Origin of the sequence: Bradyrhizobium sp. HKCCYLS3070, assembly GCF_051167575.1 — a bacterium.
Classification (GTDB): Bacteria; Pseudomonadota; Alphaproteobacteria; order Rhizobiales; family Xanthobacteraceae; genus Bradyrhizobium.
Genome location: NZ_JBNPTI010000014.1, coordinates 108,355 through 125,232, shown reverse-complemented (window position 1 = coordinate 125,232; position 16,878 = coordinate 108,355). Strand labels below are relative to the sequence as shown.

Genomic DNA, 16,878 nt, shown 5'->3' with positions numbered 1-16,878 from the left:
GTTCTGTCGTCGGCCAGTGATCCGAACATCATGTGGGGGAGCAGATGAACTTCACGGGCCTCATGTACCGCTTCATCTCGAATTTCGTATTTCTCGCGGCCGTCTATCTCAGCCTGAACTACGTCGAGAAGTACCAGAACCGCGCCGTCCTGGCGCTGGTGGTGCTGATCTATGCCGGCATGCGCGCCGTCACGGTGGTGCGCACCTTCCACTTCTTCGGACGGATCGAGAAGATGGAGTCGGACGTTCGCCGTCTGGCCGGCATGCTGGGCGACGGGCCGGTGGGGCAGGTGGTCTCTAGGCAGGTGGTGTCCGACGTCGGATCGCTGCGCAAGGACGGCGAGAAGAAGTCCTACATGGACCTGTTCTTCCTGGCGGCCACCGTCATCCTCTGCGTCAGCAAGCTGGTCTCGAGCTGATCGCGCGCGGCGCGGGCGAATTGTCCCGCGTCCTCACCTGCAACATCTGCGAATGTTCAGCGCCGCCTGAGGCTGGCGAGGCGCACCGGGCGCGGCGCCGGCTTGGCGGCCACAGCCTTCGGGGCCGGGCTCTCGAGCCGGGCCAGCTGGCGCCGCTGCGCCGACAGCGGCGCGACAGGCGGCCATGCGAACAGATCGGACGCCGGCGCTGCCAAGGCCGGCGCCGCAAGCCCCCGCGCGAGCGGCGGACGCGGCCATGCCGGCTTCTGCGCGACACGCGCGACGGCCGCCGGCACGTTGAGAATCCCGAAATCGTCCAGCCTGGCGCGGGCCCCCGTATCGGCGCCAGCGAGATCGACGGGCGCGATCTTGGGCCAATGCGCCACCGGGGTCTCGTCCGACGGGCGGTGCACCAGCCAGTCCTCGGGCTCGGTCGGCGTCGCCGGCCGGTCCGGTGTCGCCGCCACGACGTGGACGATGCGGTAGTTCTTGGCCTTGAGCTCGGCGAGGATCTTCGGCAGCGCCGTGGCGGTGCGCGCATGGATGTCGTGCAGCAGCAGGATGCCCTTGCCGCGCGCCTCCAGCCGCTTCATCGCGAGCTCGTAGACCTTGGCGCCGGAGATGTTGCGCCAGTCGTCGGCGAGGAAATCGGCGCTCCAGACCTGCAGGCCGAGCGAGGCGGCGTAGCTCTCCACGGCGTCGCCGCGCAGCAGGCCGGGCACGCGGAAGAATGGCGACAGCGCCGACGGATCGGTGAGCGCCGCGGTCGTCCAGGCGATCCCCTGGTCGACCTCGGGCTTGACCTGGTCGAGCGTCATCTTGTTGAAGCTCAGCGGATGGTTCTGGCTGTGGGTGCCGATGGTGTGGCCGGCGGCCGCAAGCTTCCTCACGCCCTCGGGATCGGCCTTGGCCTGGCGGCCGATGGTGAAGAACGTCGCCTTGACGCATTGATCGGCAAGGATCTGCAGCACCTGATTGCTGTATTTCGGCAGCGGGCCGTCGTCGAAGGTGATGACGACCTCGTGATCTTTCAGCGGCAGCGTCTCCTTGTACTGCATCGCGCCGATGCGCGGATGCTCGCGCGGATCGACCACCAGGACGCGCGACGTGCCGAGCGCGTTGGGATGTCCGGGGCAATCGGCTGCCGATGCCGCCGATGATCCGACACTGGAGGCGAAGCAGGCGACGGTGCCCAACAGCACTGCGAGCCATGTTGGCCGTCCGACGCAAGCCCACCGACGATCACGCATCACGCTGCTCACATTCCCTTCACCGTCCCGACGCCTTCGGCCAGGGTCTTCGACGCTCGATGATGTGTCGCAGCCGCGCGGAAGGCGCAAGCGACCGCCAAGACATAGCAGGGATGTTCGGCTGTCGCGAGATGACATCGTTCCGGGTTCCGGTTTGCGCGCGGCTGTTGCCGGATTGCAAGCGGCAGAAATCGCCGCGATCACTGCCGTCGAGCGTAGACAGCGGCCCTGAACGACGGATTAACCACCTTCGTGCGGCGGCGTCGGCGCAGCTGAAGGGCGCTCGCTACGCTGCTCATGATGCACATCCGCCGGCTGCTTCGGAACCACATGGACCACGCGATAGCCGTGGTTCTTCAGGTAGCGCAGGAACGCGGGCAACATGGCGACCGTGCGCGGCTGCGGATCGTGCAGCAGGATGATGCCCTTGCGCGCCTGGCTCAGCCGGGCGGTCAGCAGCTTCAGCGTCTGCTGCGGTGACATCGGGTTCCAGTCGCTGGCCCAGAGATCGGCCCCGAACACGACGATGCCGCGCGACTGCAGCAGGTCGAGCGTCGCCGGTGTCGATTCGAAATAGGGGAAGCGGAAGAATGGCGTCGACGGCGTGGTCGTCTCCGCGCCGTTGAGCGCCTTCTCGTCGGCGGCGATGCCGCGATCGATCTCATCGACGGCCTGTTCCGGCGTGATGTGCGCGAGATTCGCATGCGTGAAGCTGTGATGGCCTATGGTGTGGCCTTCGGCCGCGATCTTCCGCACCCACGCGGCGCGGCGCGACGCAGGCTCGCCGACCAGGAAGAAGGTCGCGCGCACGCATTCCCTGGCGAGCGCGGCCAGCACCTTGTCGGTCATCGGCGGCGACGGGCCGTCGTCGAAGGTCAGAACCACTTCGCCGTCATGCAGCGGCAGCGTGTCCGGGAAGCTCTTCAGTCCGACGCGCGGATGTGTCGCGGCGTCGACGGTGAGAATGCGCGACGTGCCGAGCGTACCTTCGTGCGGGCATGCGGCAGGCGCGGCCGCGGTGACGTCAGCCGCGAGCAGCGCCGCCACGACGCCGGCCGCGTTTACCCATCCTGTCATCGATCGCCAAGGCCGCATCTTTTCCCGTTGCGCTCGCTGTTGCCGATTATGTAATGCGTGAAAGCACAAATCAGACCATTTGCTCTGAAATCAAGCGCGTGAGGCACGTCATGAACGAGACATCGGACGTTGCCCATGCTGATGCAACTCTACGCGATCGCGCGCCGATGCGCACGGAATCCGGCGAGATTCGCGCCGAATTCATCGCGGCCATCACGGCGGCCATCGCCGCCGAGGACGAGGCGTTCCTGCGCGCCGAGGTCGCCGAGCTGCACGAGGCCGACCTCGGCGACCTGATCGCGGCGCTCGCACCGGACGACCGTGTCCGGCTGGTCGAGCTGACCGGCACCGATTTCGACTTCTCCGCGCTGAACGAGGTCGATGACGCGGTCCGCGAGGAGATCCTCGAGGAGCTCGAGCCCGCGACCGTCGCGGAGGGCGTGCGGGAGCTCGAATCCGATGACGCCGTCGAGCTGTTGGAAAGCCTCGACGAGGAGGACAAGGAGGAGATCCTCGAACGCCTGCCGCCGTCCGAGCGCGACGCGCTCGCGCGCAGCCTCGACTATCCCGAGGGCTCGGCCGGCCGCCGCATGCAGAGGGAGTTCATCGCGGTTCCGCTGGGTTGGACGGTCGGCGAGGCCATCGACTACATGCGCGAGACGCGGGATCTGCCCGAGCGGTTCTACGAGATCTATGCGGTCGACGACGCACGGCATTGGCAGGGTGCGGTGTCGCTCGATACGCTGCTGCGCGCCCGCCGTCCGGTTCCGCTGGCCGATCTGATCGACGAGGACCGCCGTCGCGTCACCGTCACCGACGATCTGGCCGAGGTGGCGCGGCTGTTCGGCAAGTACAATCTGGTCGCGGCCCCCGTGGTCGATGCCGAGAACCGGCTGGCCGGCGTCATCACCATCGACGACGTGGTCGATGTCATCGAGGAGGAGGCCGACGAGGATTTCAAGGCGCTCGGCGGCGTGTCGGGCGACGAGGAACTGTCCGACAGCGTCTGGACCATCGCCAAGGGCCGCTTCAACTGGCTGCTGATCAATCTCGCCACCGCGTTCCTGGCGTCATCGGTGCTCGGCCTGTTCGAGGACCAGTTGCAGCAGATGGTGGCGCTCGCCGTGCTCGCGCCGATCGTCGCCAGTCAGGGCGGCAATGCCGCGACCCAGACCATGACGGTGGCGGTGCGCGCGCTGGCGACGCGGGAGCTCGGGGCGAACAATGCGATGCGGGTGGTGATGCGCGAGGGGCTGGTCGGGCTCGTCAATGGCCTGGCCTTTGCGCTCGTCACCGGCATCGCCGCCGTGGCGTGGTTCAAGATGCCCGGGCTCGGCATCGTCATCGGGCTTGCAATGATCTCGAATCTCGTCGCGGGTGCGCTGGGCGGCATTCTGATCCCGATGGTGCTCGAACGGGTCCGCGCCGACCCCGCCGTCGCCTCCGGAACCTTCGTCACGACGGTGACCGATGTGGTCGGTTTCTTCTCGTTTCTCGGCATCGCCACGCTCTGGTTCGGCCTGAAATAACCCCGGCGCCTGAACGACTTATATCGTTAATCCGGCCTTAACGTGGTTCGGCGAGACTGTCGCTCGACACGGAGTCGGACGATGCAACGCTTGCGGCTGAAGGCAGATGGACGGATCGTGGAGCTGCGCGACGGGGAGGAGATTCCGCTGGCGCCCGCGGCTCCGCTCGAAGTGCGCGATCTCAGGCGGCGGGTGCATCTGACCCAACAGGAATTCGCCGCCAAGCTCGGTGTGCCCGTCGAGACCATCCGCAATTGGGAGCAGGGCAAGCGCATGCCGCGCGGCCCGGCGCGCGCGCTGCTCACCGTCATCGCGCACGCGCCCGAGACGGTCTTCGCGGCTTTAGCCAAGACTTAAGCCCACCACGGATCGTGCGTTGGCAACGCCCAGCGTGTGCCTACATAATGTTGCACGCGCTCTGGAGTGCACGGCCATGCTGATGATCGAGGCCAATGGTGCCAGGATTCCCGCCTTGGGTCTCGGAACCTGGGAGCTGCGTGGCCGCACCTGCAGCCGCATCGTCGAGCAGGCGCTCACTCTCGGCTACCGGCACATCGACACCGCGCAGGTCTATGAGAACGAGCACGAGGTCGGCGAGGGCCTGCGTGCGTCCCGCGTCCGGCGCAACGAGGTGTTCCTGACGACCAAGGTATGGACCACGCATTTTGCGCCGCACGATCTCGAGCGCTCGGCCAAGGAGAGCCTGGTCCGGCTGCGCGTCTCCGAGGTCGACCTGTTGCTGCTGCACTGGCCCAATCCGCACGTGCCGCTGACCGAGACGCTCGGCGCGCTGGCCCATGCCAAGACGCTCGGGCTCGCACGCCATATCGGCGTGTCCAATTTCACGGTCGGTCTGCTCGACGAGGCGGTGGCGGCATCGCCGGAGCCGCTGGTGTGCAATCAGGTCGAGTATCATCCCTATCTCGATCAGACCAAGGTCCGCGAGGCCTGCGCGCGCCATGGCATCGCGCTCGTCGCCTATAGCCCGATCGCCAAGGGCAGGATCAAGAACGATCCGACCTTGACGCGGATCGGCCGCGCCCATGGCAAGAGCCCGGCGCAGATCTGCCTGCGCTGGCTGGTGCAGCAGAACGTCGTGCCGATCCCGCGGACCTCCAAGATCGAACGGCTGTCCGAGAACCTCGACGTGTTCGATTTCGAGCTCTCGGAGCAGGACATGGCCGACATCTTCGCGATGGGCAGCCCCGAAGGACGGATGACCAACTTCGCCTTTGCGCCGAAATGGGATTGAGGGCGGCGCCCGCGCATTTGTGCTACAGCCTGACATGACAGGGAGCGGCCGGCGGGCCGCACGACGGCGGCTGCCGCATTCCCTGCCGATGATCAGAGCGATGGCGCGCCCGCGCCTTCGCTCATGCGCGGGCGTAGTGAAGCAGCATGGAACGTTGGCAGTTCATCCGTTGGGGCATCGCCGCGTCCGTGCTCGCGCATCTCCTGATCGCCGGTGGGGTCGTGGTCTCGACCTCGGTCCGGCCTTACGAGCTGCCCAAGAGCGACGAGATCGAGGTCAACATCGTCGACGCTGACGAGCCGCAGAAGACGCCCGAGCCCGTCGCCACGCCATCGCCATCCCCGACGCCGGATCTGGTGCTGCCGCAGCCGGACCCGAGCGCCTTGCCCGCGGCCGCCGCACCGCCACCGCCCAGTCCCCCGCAGGACGCCAGGGAGGCCCCCAATCCTCCGATGCAGCCTGCGCCGGCGGCAAAACAGCCGGCGCAGGCTGCATCGCCCAAGGCGGTGAAGACGGCCGCAAAGGCGGAGAGCAAATCCGCCGTCAAGCCGGCGCCGCCACCCGTGCCGGCACCCGCGTCGACCTATGTGCCTCCCGAACCGGATCTCACGGTGAAGTATGGGGTCATGCTCGGTCTACCCGAGCCGCTGTCACCGTTGCCGCGTCCCGGCCGCCCGGAGGACGGCAAGGACGCCGGGCCGACCGCGACGACGAACCTCGCCGCCAATCTGGAAGCGGCCCTGAGGCAGAAGGTCAGGAGCTGCGCGCGGCTGCCGGCGTCGCTGTCGCTGTCGGACAACGTGCTCATCAGGCTGCGCTTTGGCATGACACCGGATGGACGGCTGGCGACGGAGCCGGAGGTCATAGAGGTCGTCGCAGCCTCCAAGGCGATCCAGCTCAAGGAGAGCGCGGTCCAGGCGTTGAATGCCTGCCAGCCCTACGCGATGTTGCCTCCCGATCGCTACAACGAGTGGAAGGTGATCGAGATGTCGTTCACGCCGCAGGATTTCGCCCGCTGATCTACCCTGCGGCCGGCGACGGCACGGTGACGGGCGCGTGGTCTGGGGCGTAGCGCTTGTGTGTCGACGCAGCGGCCGATCATCCTGTATGCGTCGCCCATAGCATGAGCGTCGACGGCGCGGCTGCGCGGGCCGTCCACGCCCAACACGGAGACGGTGCGACATGACGCTGAAGCTGGTGATCGGCAACAAGAACTATTCCTCATGGTCGATGCGGCCGTGGCTGGCGCTGCGCGGCTGCGACATCGCCTTCGATGAGATCGTGATCCCGCTCTACACCGCCGATCCCGCCGACAAGGCGCGCATCCTTGAGCATTCCCCGGCCGGCAAGGTGCCGATCCTGATCGATGGCGCGATCAGCGTGTGGGATTCGCTCGCGATCATCGAATATCTCGCCGAGCGCTTCCCGCAGGCGGGGCTGTGGCCCGCCGATGCCGCTGCGCGCGCCCATGCCCGATCCGTCTGCGCGGAGATGCACTCCGGCTTTCCGGCCTTGCGCAACGAATGCCCGATGAACCTGCACCGGCCGGTGCGGCCGGTGGAGCTGTCTGCCGATGCCAAGGCCAACATCGCCCGGATCGAGGACATCTGGCGCGACTGCCGTGCCCGCTACGGCCATGGCGGGCCGTTCCTGTTCGGCCGCTTCGGCGCCGCCGACGCCATGTTCGCGCCGGTGGTCACGCGCTTCCACAGTTTCGCCATTCCGGTCGCCGCCGAAACCCGCGCCTACATGGACATGATGATGGCGATGCCGGCCTTCGCGGCCTGGGTGAAGGACGGCCTGGCGGAGGACTGGGTCATCGAGCGGGTCGAGAACATCTGAGCGGTCTCGTCCGTTCGCGATTTGGTCCGTGGTGGACGAGCGAACCCCGACCCGCTCGTCCAAGAATACCGTTTGCGGGCCCATCCCGTTGAAGACTCTCGCAATCTCCGCGTTTGCCATGTCGTGAGGTCGCTGGTCAGGGCGGGCGGCGGCGTGATATAAGCGCGATATTTATAAAGACACGCCGGCCCGGGCAGCGGGACCAGGGGCTCTTGCCGGCATGCGAGCAGGAGAGGGCGTTGAAACACAAGTTCCCCATTGGGGCGACCGTCTATTTCACCGCGAGCAACGTCTCGCGTCCGGCCGCCACAGGCACCTACGAGATCATCCGCCAGCTTCCGACGGAAGACGACGACTGCCAGTATCGGATCAAAAGCTCGACGGAAGCCTTCGAGCGGGTTGCCAGAGAGAGCCAATTGGCCTTGTCTTGAAGATGACGTGCCGCGTCGGCGGACGCGGCCGCCGGAGACATGGCCGAAGCGAGAGGGGGAGTTGCCACGCGTTCGGGAGCCGTGGCGCGAGGCGATGACGATTGCTGCGCGATCCCTTTGGGGATAGCGGGTAGCTCCACACCATCCGGCGCCCGCAGGCGTATGGAATCGTCTTATTGTCTTGGTGGGGCCGCAATCGATCGGGTGATCATTTGAATTTGATGATCGTTTCACGGCCGTCCCATGTAGGGACGCCATCGGGGCCGTTTTCGCTGGCCCGCGTCAGGAACAAGCGCGCATGAACTCGACCTGGCCTTCCTCGTTGGATCAGCTCTTGAACTCACCGGCGTTCCCGATGTGGCTCACCGTTGCCGCGGCGGGTTTCTTTGCACTGGTCGTGCTGATGACGCTGCTCAGGGCCGAGAAATCGGTCGCCAACGGCGCGCTGACGGTGATCACGCTGCTGGCGGTCGGGATTGCGGTGGCGTCGATGATGCGGAGCCAGGATGCGACCCCGCGTGGCGCCAATGGCGATCCTGCGGTGACCGCCTCCGTCGGCCTCTCGGCACCCGCGCTGGCCTGCGTGGATGATCTCGCCGGCGATCTGGTGCTCGCGAATTGCGAGAAGAGCCTGTTCGGATCGGCCGAGATGACCGCCGCGGCCGTCAGTTATGCGGCGGGCATGCTGAGCCGGCTGTCCCAGGTGGGCGACGTCGCCAGCGCGAACAAGGTGATGACCGCGGAGCTGCTGGCGCTGCGCCGCGCCGTCGAGCGCGATCGTTATGGCCTGATGGCCTATGTGCTGCTGACACGCGACCGCTGTACGCCTAGCGATTGCGTGATGTTCCGTGCCGTGGGTGATCGCCAGCAACTGATGAACAACATGGAAGGGCGGACCTATGAGGGGCTGGTGACGCGCTACGCCTCGCAGTGGAATGCGGCGCCGGGCCAACCGGCCGCTGGAACCTTTGCGGGATTGGCGCCTCCAGGGCTGGCGCCGTCGGCGCCGAACGGCAAGCCGACGACCGCCGAATTTCCCAGCTCGGCGAACACCCCGCCGGTCAGCATCATGAATCCCGAGCCGACGGCCTCGACGCGCTCGGTCGCCCCGGCAGCCGCCGCGCCGAAACCGCCGACGCAGCTTGCGCCGCCCGCAGCCCCACCGACCGTGGCTGCCAGCCACGCCCAGGCGCCGCCGGCGGCCAAGAAGGCCGCGCCGAAGCCGAAGCCGGCCGCTGCGGCGCCTCAAGCGGCGCCTGAGGCCGCCGAGCCGGCCGCCAACAACGAATAGATCCCGCTGGTCGAACCGCCATCATGCCTCTGCACCTGATCAAGCTCGCCGTCGGCTGCGAGTCCGTGAAAGAGCTGAAGGAGTGGATCGCCGAGCGCATGCTCGCGGCCAAGAAGAAGGGCCTGCCGCAGCAGCACGTCCATGTCACGCGGATGACGCCGAAACGGGTCGAGGACATCCTCGCCGGCGGCTCGCTGTATTGGGTGATTCGCGGTGAGGTCGCCGCGCGCGAGAAGATCGTCGGCATCGAGCCGTTCCGCGACGGCGACGGCATCGGGCGGTGCCGCATCATCATGCAGCCGAAGGTGATCGCGGTGTCGCCGCGGCCGATGCGTCCGTTCCAGGGCTGGCGCTATCTGACGGCCGAGGATGCGCCGGCCGATCTCGGCAAGTCCAGTGCGGCGGGCGTCGAAGCCATGCCCGAGCCGCTGCGCCGCGAGCTGCGCGATCTCGGCCTGCTGTAGGACTTCGATGAGCCTCACGCGAGGCGGAAGTCAGCCTCGCTCGCAAGGGCCGGGCGTACGCTCGACGCGGCGTCAGTTGTCCTTGCCTCTGCCTTGCGGGCGAGGGCGCGCTCACGGTGTTGGCGGACGGCTGGTCTCCCGGCGGCTCACGCGGCGATATTGTCGATCAGTCGCGTGGTTCCGATCTTGGCCGCGACCAGGATGCGTTTCGGTCCTGACTCGTTCGGGGCGATGGGCGCCAGCGTCTCGGCGTCGCGGACCTCGAGATAGTCCAAGGCAAAGCCGGCTTCGGTGATCGCGGCGGCGCCATCCCCAATGGCCGCCTGCATGTCGTCGCCGGCGCGCAGCCGGGCCGCCAGCTCCTTCAGGACACGGTGCAGCGTCGGCGCCGCCCGCCGCTCGTCTGCCGTGAGGTAGACATTGCGCGACGACATCGCGAGTCCGTCGCGTTCGCGCACCGTACGGGATCCGACGACACGGACGCCGAGATCGAGGTCGCGCGCCATCTGGGCGACGACGCGGAGCTGCTGATAGTCCTTCTCGCCGAAGATCGCGACGTCCGGCCGGCATTGCGTGAACAGCTTGGCGACCACGGTCGCGACCCCGCCGAAGAAATGCGGACGGAAGCGATCCTCCAGCCCGGCCAATGCCGCGCCCTCCGGCACGATCCGCGTCGCGAAGCCGTCCGGATACATCGCCTTCGCGTCGGGATGCCAGATCAGATCGACGCGCTCGGCCGCGAGTTTCGCAACATCCTCCTTCCAGGTCCGGGGGTAGGACCCGAAATCCTCCGTCGGCGCGAACTGAGTCGGGTTGACGAAGATCGAGACGACCACCTTGTGGGCGCGGCGCTTCGCCAGCCGGACCAGCGAGATGTGCCCTTCATGCAGGGCGCCCATGGTCGGCACGAGCGCGATGCTGGCTTTTCTCGCGCGCAAGCTGTCGAGCTCGCGGCGGAGGGCGGAAACGGTGCGGGCGACGCGCGGGCTTCGTGACATTTTTGCTCGATCTCACAGCGAAAAATTGCGGTTGCACTGTTCGGCCTTGACGCTCGGGCGACTGCCCTTAACAAGAACGCGACACGCCGCTCAGCATACTTGAATACGCCTGTTAGCACGTCTCCGCGTCCGATGCGGAGTTGGTAAACGCGCGCGTCAAGTAGTAGCGGAGGATGCGTCCCCCGTGGGATTCACGATGACGATGCATTTCACTTGACCGCAGACGACCGTGACTCGAAGATGATCGTAAGAGGTCGACAACATGCTGGTGCAAACTAGCCAAGGACAATCGGGCTCGGCCCACGTGGTTGTGCTTGGAAACGAGAAGGGCGGGTCGGGCAAGTCGACCACCGCCCTGCACATTGCCGTGGCACTCCTGAAGGCCGGCCAGCGTGTCGCCACGATCGATCTCGATTGCCGCCAGCAGAGCTTCACCCATTACATCAACAACCGGAGCGCCTGGGCGCGCCGCACCGGCCTGCGCCTCGAACTGCCGACGCACTACTGCATCCAGCTCGGCCGGACGTTGCAGATCGACGAGAACGAGAACACCGAGTTCCAGCAGTTCATGGAGGCCGTGAGCGCCGTCGAACGCTCGTTCGATTTCATCGTCATCGATACGCCCGGCAACGACAGCTACCTGATGCGCCTGGCGCATTCGATGGCGGATACGCTGGTCACGCCGATCAACGACAGCTTCCTCGACTTCGACGTGCTGGGAACGGTCGATCCCGCGACCTATGCCGTGACCGGCGAGAGCCACTATGCGGAGATGGTGCGTGACGTCCGGCGCAAGCGCCGCCAGGTGGACGGTGCGATGACCGACTGGATCGTGGTCCGCAACCGGCTGTCGATGCTCGGCTCCCGCAATAAGCAACTGGTCGCCGACGGCCTCAAGGACCTGTCGCTGCGGCTCGGCTTTCGCGCCATCGACGGCTTTGCCGAACGCGTCGTCTACCGTGAGTTCTTCCCGCGCGGACTGACCGCGCTCGACGACATCGACGAGGCGACCCTGGGCACCCGCCCCAATCTCGGCCACGTCACGGCCCGGGAGGAGGTCACCAGCCTGCTGCGCCAGCTCAAGCTGCCGCTGGACGAGCGCGGCCGCCGCCGCGCCGCGAACCGCGCCGAATGGTTCGCCCAGGTCGACAAGCCACTCGACCTGCACGACATCATCAGCGCCTGAATACCGTCCGCATTCGGGTGAGACCTCGCCTGAGACATTGTGCGCGTTGAACGTGCGCCCGGCTTGGTTAAACAATCTGCGGACAGCGGTGGCGGGTAACGGCGCATCCGGCCTGTTTTGGGGGCGGACGGAGGAAGATTTGTCTCAGGTCAACGCCGCAGCCGCCAATTTCGCTAGATTACCGTCAAATTCATGACTGATTTGAACCTGACGTTCAGGGCTCAAATCGCAAGAGACGGGCGGCGGAACCCAGCTATGCTGCACAGCAACTAGGTGCGGCGCACAACGAACGGGCGACGGATACACAACATTTGGTCTTCCTGTCACAGCGCCGTTACATATATTAAACAGAACGGGTCGCGAGAGTCTTACAGGTTCAAAACTACCTTTGATTGTGCTCCCGAGGGACGAACATGAAGCGTGGAATAACCGTTCTTGTGTCTGTCAGCGTGCTGGCGGCGGTCGGCTACTTCACCGCGAGCAAGTGGGCTATCCGGCACGAGACCATCAGGTTCTATGACGCCTCGCGCGACAACCGGCTGGTCGAGGTCGCCGTGGCCGTCCGGCGCGACAAGGAGATGCAGGCCGAAGCCGGCATGATCAAGCTGCCGGTCGCGATCCTCAATCACGGCAACACCGTCAAGTTCACCGAGTACTCGTTCCTGGCCAACGTATTTGCTGCGCGCGGCTACATGGCGGTCAGCATCCAGCACGACCTGCCGACCGATGCGCCGATGGTGACGAAGGTCGGCGAGCCCTATGTCGGCCGGCTGCCGCAGATCCAGCGCGGTGTCGCCAACATCCGGTTCGCCGTCGAGCAGATGCACCAGGTGCAGCCGAATGCCGACTATGATCATCTGACGATGGTTGGTCATTCGATGGGCGGCGACATCTCGATGTATTTCGCCAAGCAGTATCCCGAAGACGTCCGGAAGGTCGTCACGCTCGACAACCTCCGCGTCCCGTTCGTCACCGACGGCAGGTTCAAGATCCTATCGTTCCGCTCGAAGGACCCGCAATTCAAGACCGATCCCGGCGTGATCCCGAGCGACGACATCTGCGAGAAGGAAGGCATCACCGTCGTCAAGACGGACTTCCAGCACAACGACATGCGCGACACCGGACCTGACGACGCCAAGTCGTCGATCCAGGCCATGCTGGACAAGTTCCTCGCCGACAGCGACAGCACCAGCGACATCGGGCCGGTCAAGACCAACACTCCGTTGCTCGATCCGGGTCCCGTCGCGCCTTATGCGCCGGTTGGGAAGACCGCGACGCCGGCCAAGCCGCTGACGCATTGAGCGCGCAAGCCGGGGAGTGCGGCAGCCTCGCCTGATGCTTGCCTGCCACGACGGGCAGATGCGCTGCCATCGTTGAAGCCGTCCGTCCGCCTGCCCACATGATGCGCGTCCGAGCAAGGTGCGTGCATGGTCGATGATCGTTCGAAGCCCGGTTCTGCCCCGTTGACCTCGGCCGAAGAGGGATCGCGCCAGCAGCGGTTGCCCGACAATGAGCGCTCCACCGCAGACGCCATTGCGGCGTTCGTTGCGCAGGCCAAGGCCATGGCTCCTGCAGCTCAGGGAACCAGAGGCCGTCTCGTCTTTGCACTTGATGCGACCCTGAGCCGCCAGCCAACCTGGGACATGGCCTGTGCCCTGCAGGCCGACATGTTTCGCGAGGCCGCCGCACTCGGCAGCCTCGATATCCGTTTGGTGTACTATCGTGGCTTCGATGAATGCCGCGCCACTGGCTGGATCTCCGACAGCGCTGAGCTGGCCCGGCTGATGGGCAAGATCGATTGCCGCGGCGGCCAGACCCAGATCGGCAAGGTTCTTGCCGAAGCGCGGCGCCATGCGACAGCATCCGGAATCCGCGCCGTCGTGTTCGTTGGCGACGCGATGGAGGAGAATGTCGACGTGCTCTGCGCAAAGGCCGGCGAGCTCGGCCTGCTGAAGGTCCCGCTGTTCATGTTCCAGGAGGGCAATGAGCCCGCGGCCGAGCAGGCGTTTCGCGAGATGGCGCGGCTGTCGGGGGGAGCATGGTGCCGCTTCGATCCCGGCGCATCCGCGCAGTTGCGCGACCTTCTGCGCGCCGCCGCGGCCTACGCGGCGGGTGGCCGGGCGGCGCTGCTCCGGCTGGCCGGCTCCGAAGCGGGCGCGGCACGCCTGATCGGGCAGATGAAGTAGAGATCGATTTCGGCGGCCGCCAACGTCAAGCCCGGCGCAGCGGCTCGAGCCTGCCGGTCGCGGACGCAGCCGATCATGCTTTTTGTCCCGGCACGCCCTATATTCGGGCCATGACACTGATCGCTGGCGCCGTCGCCGTCATCACCCTTTATCTGTTGCTGCAGATGTTCCGGAACGCGAATCCGGCGGCCCTGGCGCGCGCGATCAAGGTTGCCGGCGGTATCGGCTGCCTTGCGGTGGCAGCCTTCACCGGCCTCCGCGGCGAGCTGGTGGTGGCGATCCCGATCGGGTTGTTCGGGGCGGGGCTGCTCGGCTGGTCACCCGGTGGTCTCGGCAATGTCGGCAGCATGTTCGGGCTGGGTGGGCAGCGCTCGTCCGGTCAGAGCTCGCGAGTGCGCTCGCAATTCATCGAGATGGTGCTCGATCATGACAGCGGGCAGATGCAGGGCCGCTTTGTCGCCGGCGCCCATGCCGGCCGGTCGCTGGACGAGTTCGATCTGGCGCAGCTCGCCGCGATGACGCCGAGCCTCGATGCCGACAGCGTCGCTCTACTTGAAACTTATCTGGACCGCCGGTTTCCCGCTTGGCGTCAGCACGCGCAGGGCGATGCGGCAGGGCGGCAGGGCCGCGCGGCGTCGAGCTCCAAAATGACGGAAGAGGAGGCCTATCAGATCCTTGGCCTGCAGCCGGGCGCGGGGCGAGACGAGATCGGGCGTGCCCACCGCGCGCTCATGAAGAAACTGCATCCCGACCAAGGGGGGTCGACGTACCTCGCCGCCCGGGTGAACGAGGCCAAGGATACTCTGCTTCGTACGCATCACGGCTAACTCCGGCAACGCCACCAACGCCACAACACCGAACCCGCTTTCAACGCAACTTTGTCGACACCGGCGGCTCTCGCCCTTGCCAGGCACGATCGTTCGTCATGGTGAAAAAGTTCTAGCGGGAAATCCTTGACGAGTGGTTTGCACCCGTGCGTCCCGCCGTCGATCGCGTGGTCCGCAAACGAAAAGGCCCGCGCTGTGTCGCGCGGGCCTCATCGGAACAGGATCAGTGCCGGCGTTAGTTGTGCACGGTCATGCAGGAGATGTCGGCGCGCTTCAGCTTCTTGCAGACGGCCTCGGCCTGATCACGATCGAGCCCGGCGAAGCGGGCGCGGATCAGCTTCTTGTCGCCCTTCGCGACCGTCTCGGTGAAGGGATCGGCCTTGCTGAGGAGACCTTGTGCCGAGCTGCGGGCCGCCTCGATCCGCTTCTGGGCCTCGGCCTCGTTGTCCAGCGCTCCGACCTGGATGATCCAGCCGCTGCGCGTGACGGAAGGCTTGCTCGGAAGCTCCGGCGCAGCGCTCGCGGAGGCGATCTGCGTCGGCGCCGGCTGGGCCGGAGGCGCCGCATAGGCCATGGCCTGCGACGAGCCTGCCGGCAGGCTGGAGGCGGGCAGCACGCCGAGAATGCCGTTGCCGGTGCCATGGCCCGGCGGCTGCGGCGGCATGTCGGGACGGGGGGCCTCGGTACGGGCGATCGGCGGCGCCGGCTCGATGGCCTCGACACGCTGAGCGAAGGGTGCGGGAGCGGGGGCGGCCGGCTGCGGCGCGGCGGTCGCGAGCTTGACCGCGCCGGCCTTGACCTGGACCGTCCTGACCTTGACCGGCTTCATCGGCTCGGTCGAGCCGGGAACGATCGACATCGGCTGGCTCTGGATCACGCCGGAGGTCATCGGCGCCGGCTCGACCTTGGCCTCTCTCGGTGCCGCCGGCGGCAGGGCCGCGGTGGCTTCCGAGAGGGTTGAGATGATCTTGGAGGCGCGGCTCGGGGCCGGCGTCTCCGGCGCCGCCGAGGCGAGCTGCATCGTGCCCTGATCGGCATCGCCGCTGTCGGAGCCGCCGCGCTCGCCGATCGCCGCCACGGTGCGCCGGGTCGCGCCCTTGTCGAGATTTTCGGCGAGCAGGTTGCGCATGATGGCGTCACGCGAGCCGCCGCTGCGGCCGCCGAGTACGACGCCGATCAGATGGCGGTTGCCGCGGCGCAGCGAGGTCACGATATTGAAGCCGGAGGCGCGGGTGTAGCCGGTCTTGATGCCGTCGATGCCCTCGACATTGCCGAGCAGATGATTGTGGTTGCGGATCGACTGGCCGCGATAATTGAACACCACCGTCGAGAAGTAGCGGTAGTACCGCGGGAAGCGGTCCTGGATCGCGCGGCCGAGGATCGACTGGTCACGCGCCGTCGTGATCTGCGCGTCGGCGGGGAGGCCGGAGGCGTTCACATAGGTGGTGCGGCTCATGCCGAGCGAGCGCGCCTTGCGCGTCATCATCTTGGCGAACTCGTCCTCGTCGCCGCCGATCGCTTCTGCGATGACCACGGCGGCGTCGTTGGCCGAGCGCGTCACGAGGCCCTTGATCGCGTCCTCGACGCGGATGCTCTGGCCGGGGCGCAAGCCGAGCTTGGTCGGCGACTGCTCGGAGGCGTGCTCGGACACCGGCATCTCGGTATCGAGCTTCATCTTGCCGGAATCGAGCCGCTCGAACAGCAAATAGAGCGTCATGATCTTGGTGAGCGAGGCGGGGTGCCGCAAGGCGTCGGGATTGGTCGCCGTCAGCGTCGCGCCGGAATTGCCGTCGACGACGATCGACGCGAACGCCGGGCTGTAGCTGCCCTCGTCATTATGGGGGGAGTGACGCGCGTGATGCTGCCGATGGCGCCGACGCGCCTCCGCGCTGTCGACCGTGACCACTGCTGCCGTCGCGAGGGTGATCAGTCCGTAGACGCCAACTCGCAACAGGCGCGAGGAAGCCATTTTTTTGCGAAGCATGAAATCCCCGTCCAATTTCTGACGTGATCACCGGCTCGTAAGGCGAAATTGTGCCGAACGCCCCCGTAACCGTGCCTGTCGGACCTCCCGATCGCGCCGTGACGCTGCCAAGCATCGAAGGCCTCGAACTGAGGTTTTGTTA

17 protein-coding genes are annotated in these 16,878 nt (G+C 66.5%); 13 read left to right on the top strand and 4 right to left on the bottom strand.

What is annotated here, in order from left to right; genetic code table 11:
- The first annotated feature begins 44 nt into the window (after window positions 1–44).
- Window positions 45–419: a hypothetical protein gene (locus ACQR03_RS29435; protein WP_315718356.1), complete on the top strand. Its 375-nt coding sequence runs from the start codon at window positions 45–47 to the stop codon at window positions 417–419.
- A 56-nt stretch (window positions 420–475) separates the two neighbouring features.
- Here ACQR03_RS29435 and ACQR03_RS29430 read toward each other — a convergent pair whose 3' ends face one another.
- Both ACQR03_RS29430 and ACQR03_RS29425 read right to left on the bottom strand, forming a co-directional pair.
- Window positions 476–1,669 carry a polysaccharide deacetylase family protein gene (locus ACQR03_RS29430; RefSeq protein ID WP_316171455.1) on the bottom strand — a complete coding sequence of 398 codons (1,194 nt, stop codon included), beginning with the start codon at window positions 1,667–1,669 and terminating at the stop codon, window positions 476–478.
- Window positions 1,670–1,909: 240 nt separating this feature from the next.
- Window positions 1,910–2,746 carry a polysaccharide deacetylase family protein gene (locus tag ACQR03_RS29425; protein ID WP_434842102.1) on the bottom strand — a complete coding sequence of 279 codons (837 nt, stop codon included), beginning with the start codon at window positions 2,744–2,746 and terminating at the stop codon, window positions 1,910–1,912.
- Between the two features lie 110 nt (window positions 2,747–2,856).
- On the opposite strand from ACQR03_RS29425, the gene mgtE reads away from it, so the two are divergent.
- From mgtE to ACQR03_RS29385, 8 genes are all read left to right on the top strand, one after another.
- Window positions 2,857–4,275 (top strand): magnesium transporter, encoded by a 1,419-nt coding sequence (gene mgtE, locus ACQR03_RS29420; RefSeq protein WP_315718359.1) that lies wholly within the window; start codon window positions 2,857–2,859, stop codon window positions 4,273–4,275.
- An 81-nt stretch (window positions 4,276–4,356) separates the two neighbouring features.
- Window positions 4,357–4,632, top strand: coding sequence for a helix-turn-helix domain-containing protein (locus ACQR03_RS29415; protein WP_315718360.1), 276 nt, complete (start codon window positions 4,357–4,359; stop codon window positions 4,630–4,632).
- A 76-nt stretch (window positions 4,633–4,708) separates the two neighbouring features.
- Window positions 4,709–5,527 carry an aldo/keto reductase gene (locus tag ACQR03_RS29410; RefSeq protein WP_315753005.1) on the top strand — a complete coding sequence of 273 codons (819 nt, stop codon included), beginning with the start codon at window positions 4,709–4,711 and terminating at the stop codon, window positions 5,525–5,527.
- A 146-nt stretch (window positions 5,528–5,673) separates the two neighbouring features.
- A complete protein-coding gene (locus ACQR03_RS29405; RefSeq protein WP_315753004.1) occupies window positions 5,674–6,546 on the top strand; it encodes a hypothetical protein in 873 nt (290 codons plus the stop codon).
- Between the two features lie 163 nt (window positions 6,547–6,709).
- Entirely contained in the window at window positions 6,710–7,369 is a 660-nt protein-coding gene (locus tag ACQR03_RS29400) for a glutathione S-transferase family protein (protein ID WP_316171452.1), read from the top strand.
- 239 nt (window positions 7,370–7,608) lie between these two features.
- Entirely contained in the window at window positions 7,609–7,800 is a 192-nt protein-coding gene (locus ACQR03_RS29395; protein ID WP_315718364.1) for a hypothetical protein, read from the top strand.
- A gap of 298 nt (window positions 7,801–8,098) precedes the next feature.
- Window positions 8,099–9,091, top strand: coding sequence for a hypothetical protein (locus ACQR03_RS29390; RefSeq protein ID WP_315827277.1), 993 nt, complete (start codon window positions 8,099–8,101; stop codon window positions 9,089–9,091).
- Between the two features lie 23 nt (window positions 9,092–9,114).
- Window positions 9,115–9,555: a DUF1489 family protein gene (locus ACQR03_RS29385; protein ID WP_316171451.1), complete on the top strand. Its 441-nt coding sequence runs from the start codon at window positions 9,115–9,117 to the stop codon at window positions 9,553–9,555.
- A 146-nt stretch (window positions 9,556–9,701) separates the two neighbouring features.
- Here ACQR03_RS29385 and panC read toward each other — a convergent pair whose 3' ends face one another.
- Window positions 9,702–10,553 carry a pantoate--beta-alanine ligase gene (gene panC, locus ACQR03_RS29380; protein ID WP_434842103.1) on the bottom strand — a complete coding sequence of 284 codons (852 nt, stop codon included), beginning with the start codon at window positions 10,551–10,553 and terminating at the stop codon, window positions 9,702–9,704.
- A gap of 262 nt (window positions 10,554–10,815) precedes the next feature.
- On the opposite strand from panC, the gene ACQR03_RS29375 reads away from it, so the two are divergent.
- The 4 genes from ACQR03_RS29375 to ACQR03_RS29360 all read left to right on the top strand — a co-directional run bounded on the left by ACQR03_RS29375 (window position 10,816) and on the right by ACQR03_RS29360 (window position 14,752).
- A complete protein-coding gene (locus ACQR03_RS29375) occupies window positions 10,816–11,739 on the top strand; it encodes a division plane positioning ATPase MipZ (RefSeq protein WP_315718368.1) in 924 nt (307 codons plus the stop codon).
- Between the two features lie 413 nt (window positions 11,740–12,152).
- Entirely contained in the window at window positions 12,153–13,040 is an 888-nt protein-coding gene (locus ACQR03_RS29370) for an alpha/beta fold hydrolase (RefSeq protein WP_316175136.1), read from the top strand.
- Window positions 13,041–13,166: 126 nt separating this feature from the next.
- The gene (locus ACQR03_RS29365) at window positions 13,167–13,925 is read left to right on the top strand and encodes a VWA domain-containing protein (protein ID WP_316175138.1); all 759 of its coding nucleotides are present in this window, start codon (window positions 13,167–13,169) and stop codon (window positions 13,923–13,925) included.
- A 110-nt stretch (window positions 13,926–14,035) separates the two neighbouring features.
- Entirely contained in the window at window positions 14,036–14,752 is a 717-nt protein-coding gene (locus tag ACQR03_RS29360; RefSeq protein WP_315718401.1) for a DnaJ domain-containing protein, read from the top strand.
- A 235-nt stretch (window positions 14,753–14,987) separates the two neighbouring features.
- Here the strand turns inward: ACQR03_RS29360 and ACQR03_RS29355 are convergent, their stop codons facing one another.
- On the bottom strand, window positions 14,988–16,736 hold the full coding sequence (locus ACQR03_RS29355; protein WP_315718371.1) for a D-alanyl-D-alanine carboxypeptidase: 1,749 nt from the start codon (window positions 16,734–16,736) through the stop codon (window positions 14,988–14,990).
- Window positions 16,737–16,878 lie beyond the last annotated feature (142 nt).

Coding starts and splice junctions, on each gene's coding strand:
- mgtE (WP_315718359.1), top strand. CDS start 2,857: ATGAACGAGACATCGGACGTTGCCCATGCTGATGCAACTCTACGCGAT.
- panC (WP_434842103.1), bottom strand. CDS start 10,553: ATGTCACGAAGCCCGCGCGTCGCCCGCACCGTTTCCGCCCTCCGCCGC.
- ACQR03_RS29400 (WP_316171452.1), top strand. CDS start 6,710: ATGACGCTGAAGCTGGTGATCGGCAACAAGAACTATTCCTCATGGTCG.
- ACQR03_RS29355 (WP_315718371.1), bottom strand. CDS start 16,736: ATGCTTCGCAAAAAAATGGCTTCCTCGCGCCTGTTGCGAGTTGGCGTC.
- ACQR03_RS29360 (WP_315718401.1), top strand. CDS start 14,036: ATGACACTGATCGCTGGCGCCGTCGCCGTCATCACCCTTTATCTGTTG.
- ACQR03_RS29405 (WP_315753004.1), top strand. CDS start 5,674: ATGGAACGTTGGCAGTTCATCCGTTGGGGCATCGCCGCGTCCGTGCTC.
- ACQR03_RS29430 (WP_316171455.1), bottom strand. CDS start 1,669: ATGCGTGATCGTCGGTGGGCTTGCGTCGGACGGCCAACATGGCTCGCA.
- ACQR03_RS29425 (WP_434842102.1), bottom strand. CDS start 2,746: ATGACAGGATGGGTAAACGCGGCCGGCGTCGTGGCGGCGCTGCTCGCG.
- ACQR03_RS29375 (WP_315718368.1), top strand. CDS start 10,816: ATGCTGGTGCAAACTAGCCAAGGACAATCGGGCTCGGCCCACGTGGTT.
- ACQR03_RS29410 (WP_315753005.1), top strand. CDS start 4,709: ATGCTGATGATCGAGGCCAATGGTGCCAGGATTCCCGCCTTGGGTCTC.
- ACQR03_RS29415 (WP_315718360.1), top strand. CDS start 4,357: ATGCAACGCTTGCGGCTGAAGGCAGATGGACGGATCGTGGAGCTGCGC.
- ACQR03_RS29435 (WP_315718356.1), top strand. CDS start 45: ATGAACTTCACGGGCCTCATGTACCGCTTCATCTCGAATTTCGTATTT.
- ACQR03_RS29385 (WP_316171451.1), top strand. CDS start 9,115: ATGCCTCTGCACCTGATCAAGCTCGCCGTCGGCTGCGAGTCCGTGAAA.
- ACQR03_RS29390 (WP_315827277.1), top strand. CDS start 8,099: ATGAACTCGACCTGGCCTTCCTCGTTGGATCAGCTCTTGAACTCACCG.
- ACQR03_RS29365 (WP_316175138.1), top strand. CDS start 13,167: ATGGTCGATGATCGTTCGAAGCCCGGTTCTGCCCCGTTGACCTCGGCC.
- ACQR03_RS29370 (WP_316175136.1), top strand. CDS start 12,153: ATGAAGCGTGGAATAACCGTTCTTGTGTCTGTCAGCGTGCTGGCGGCG.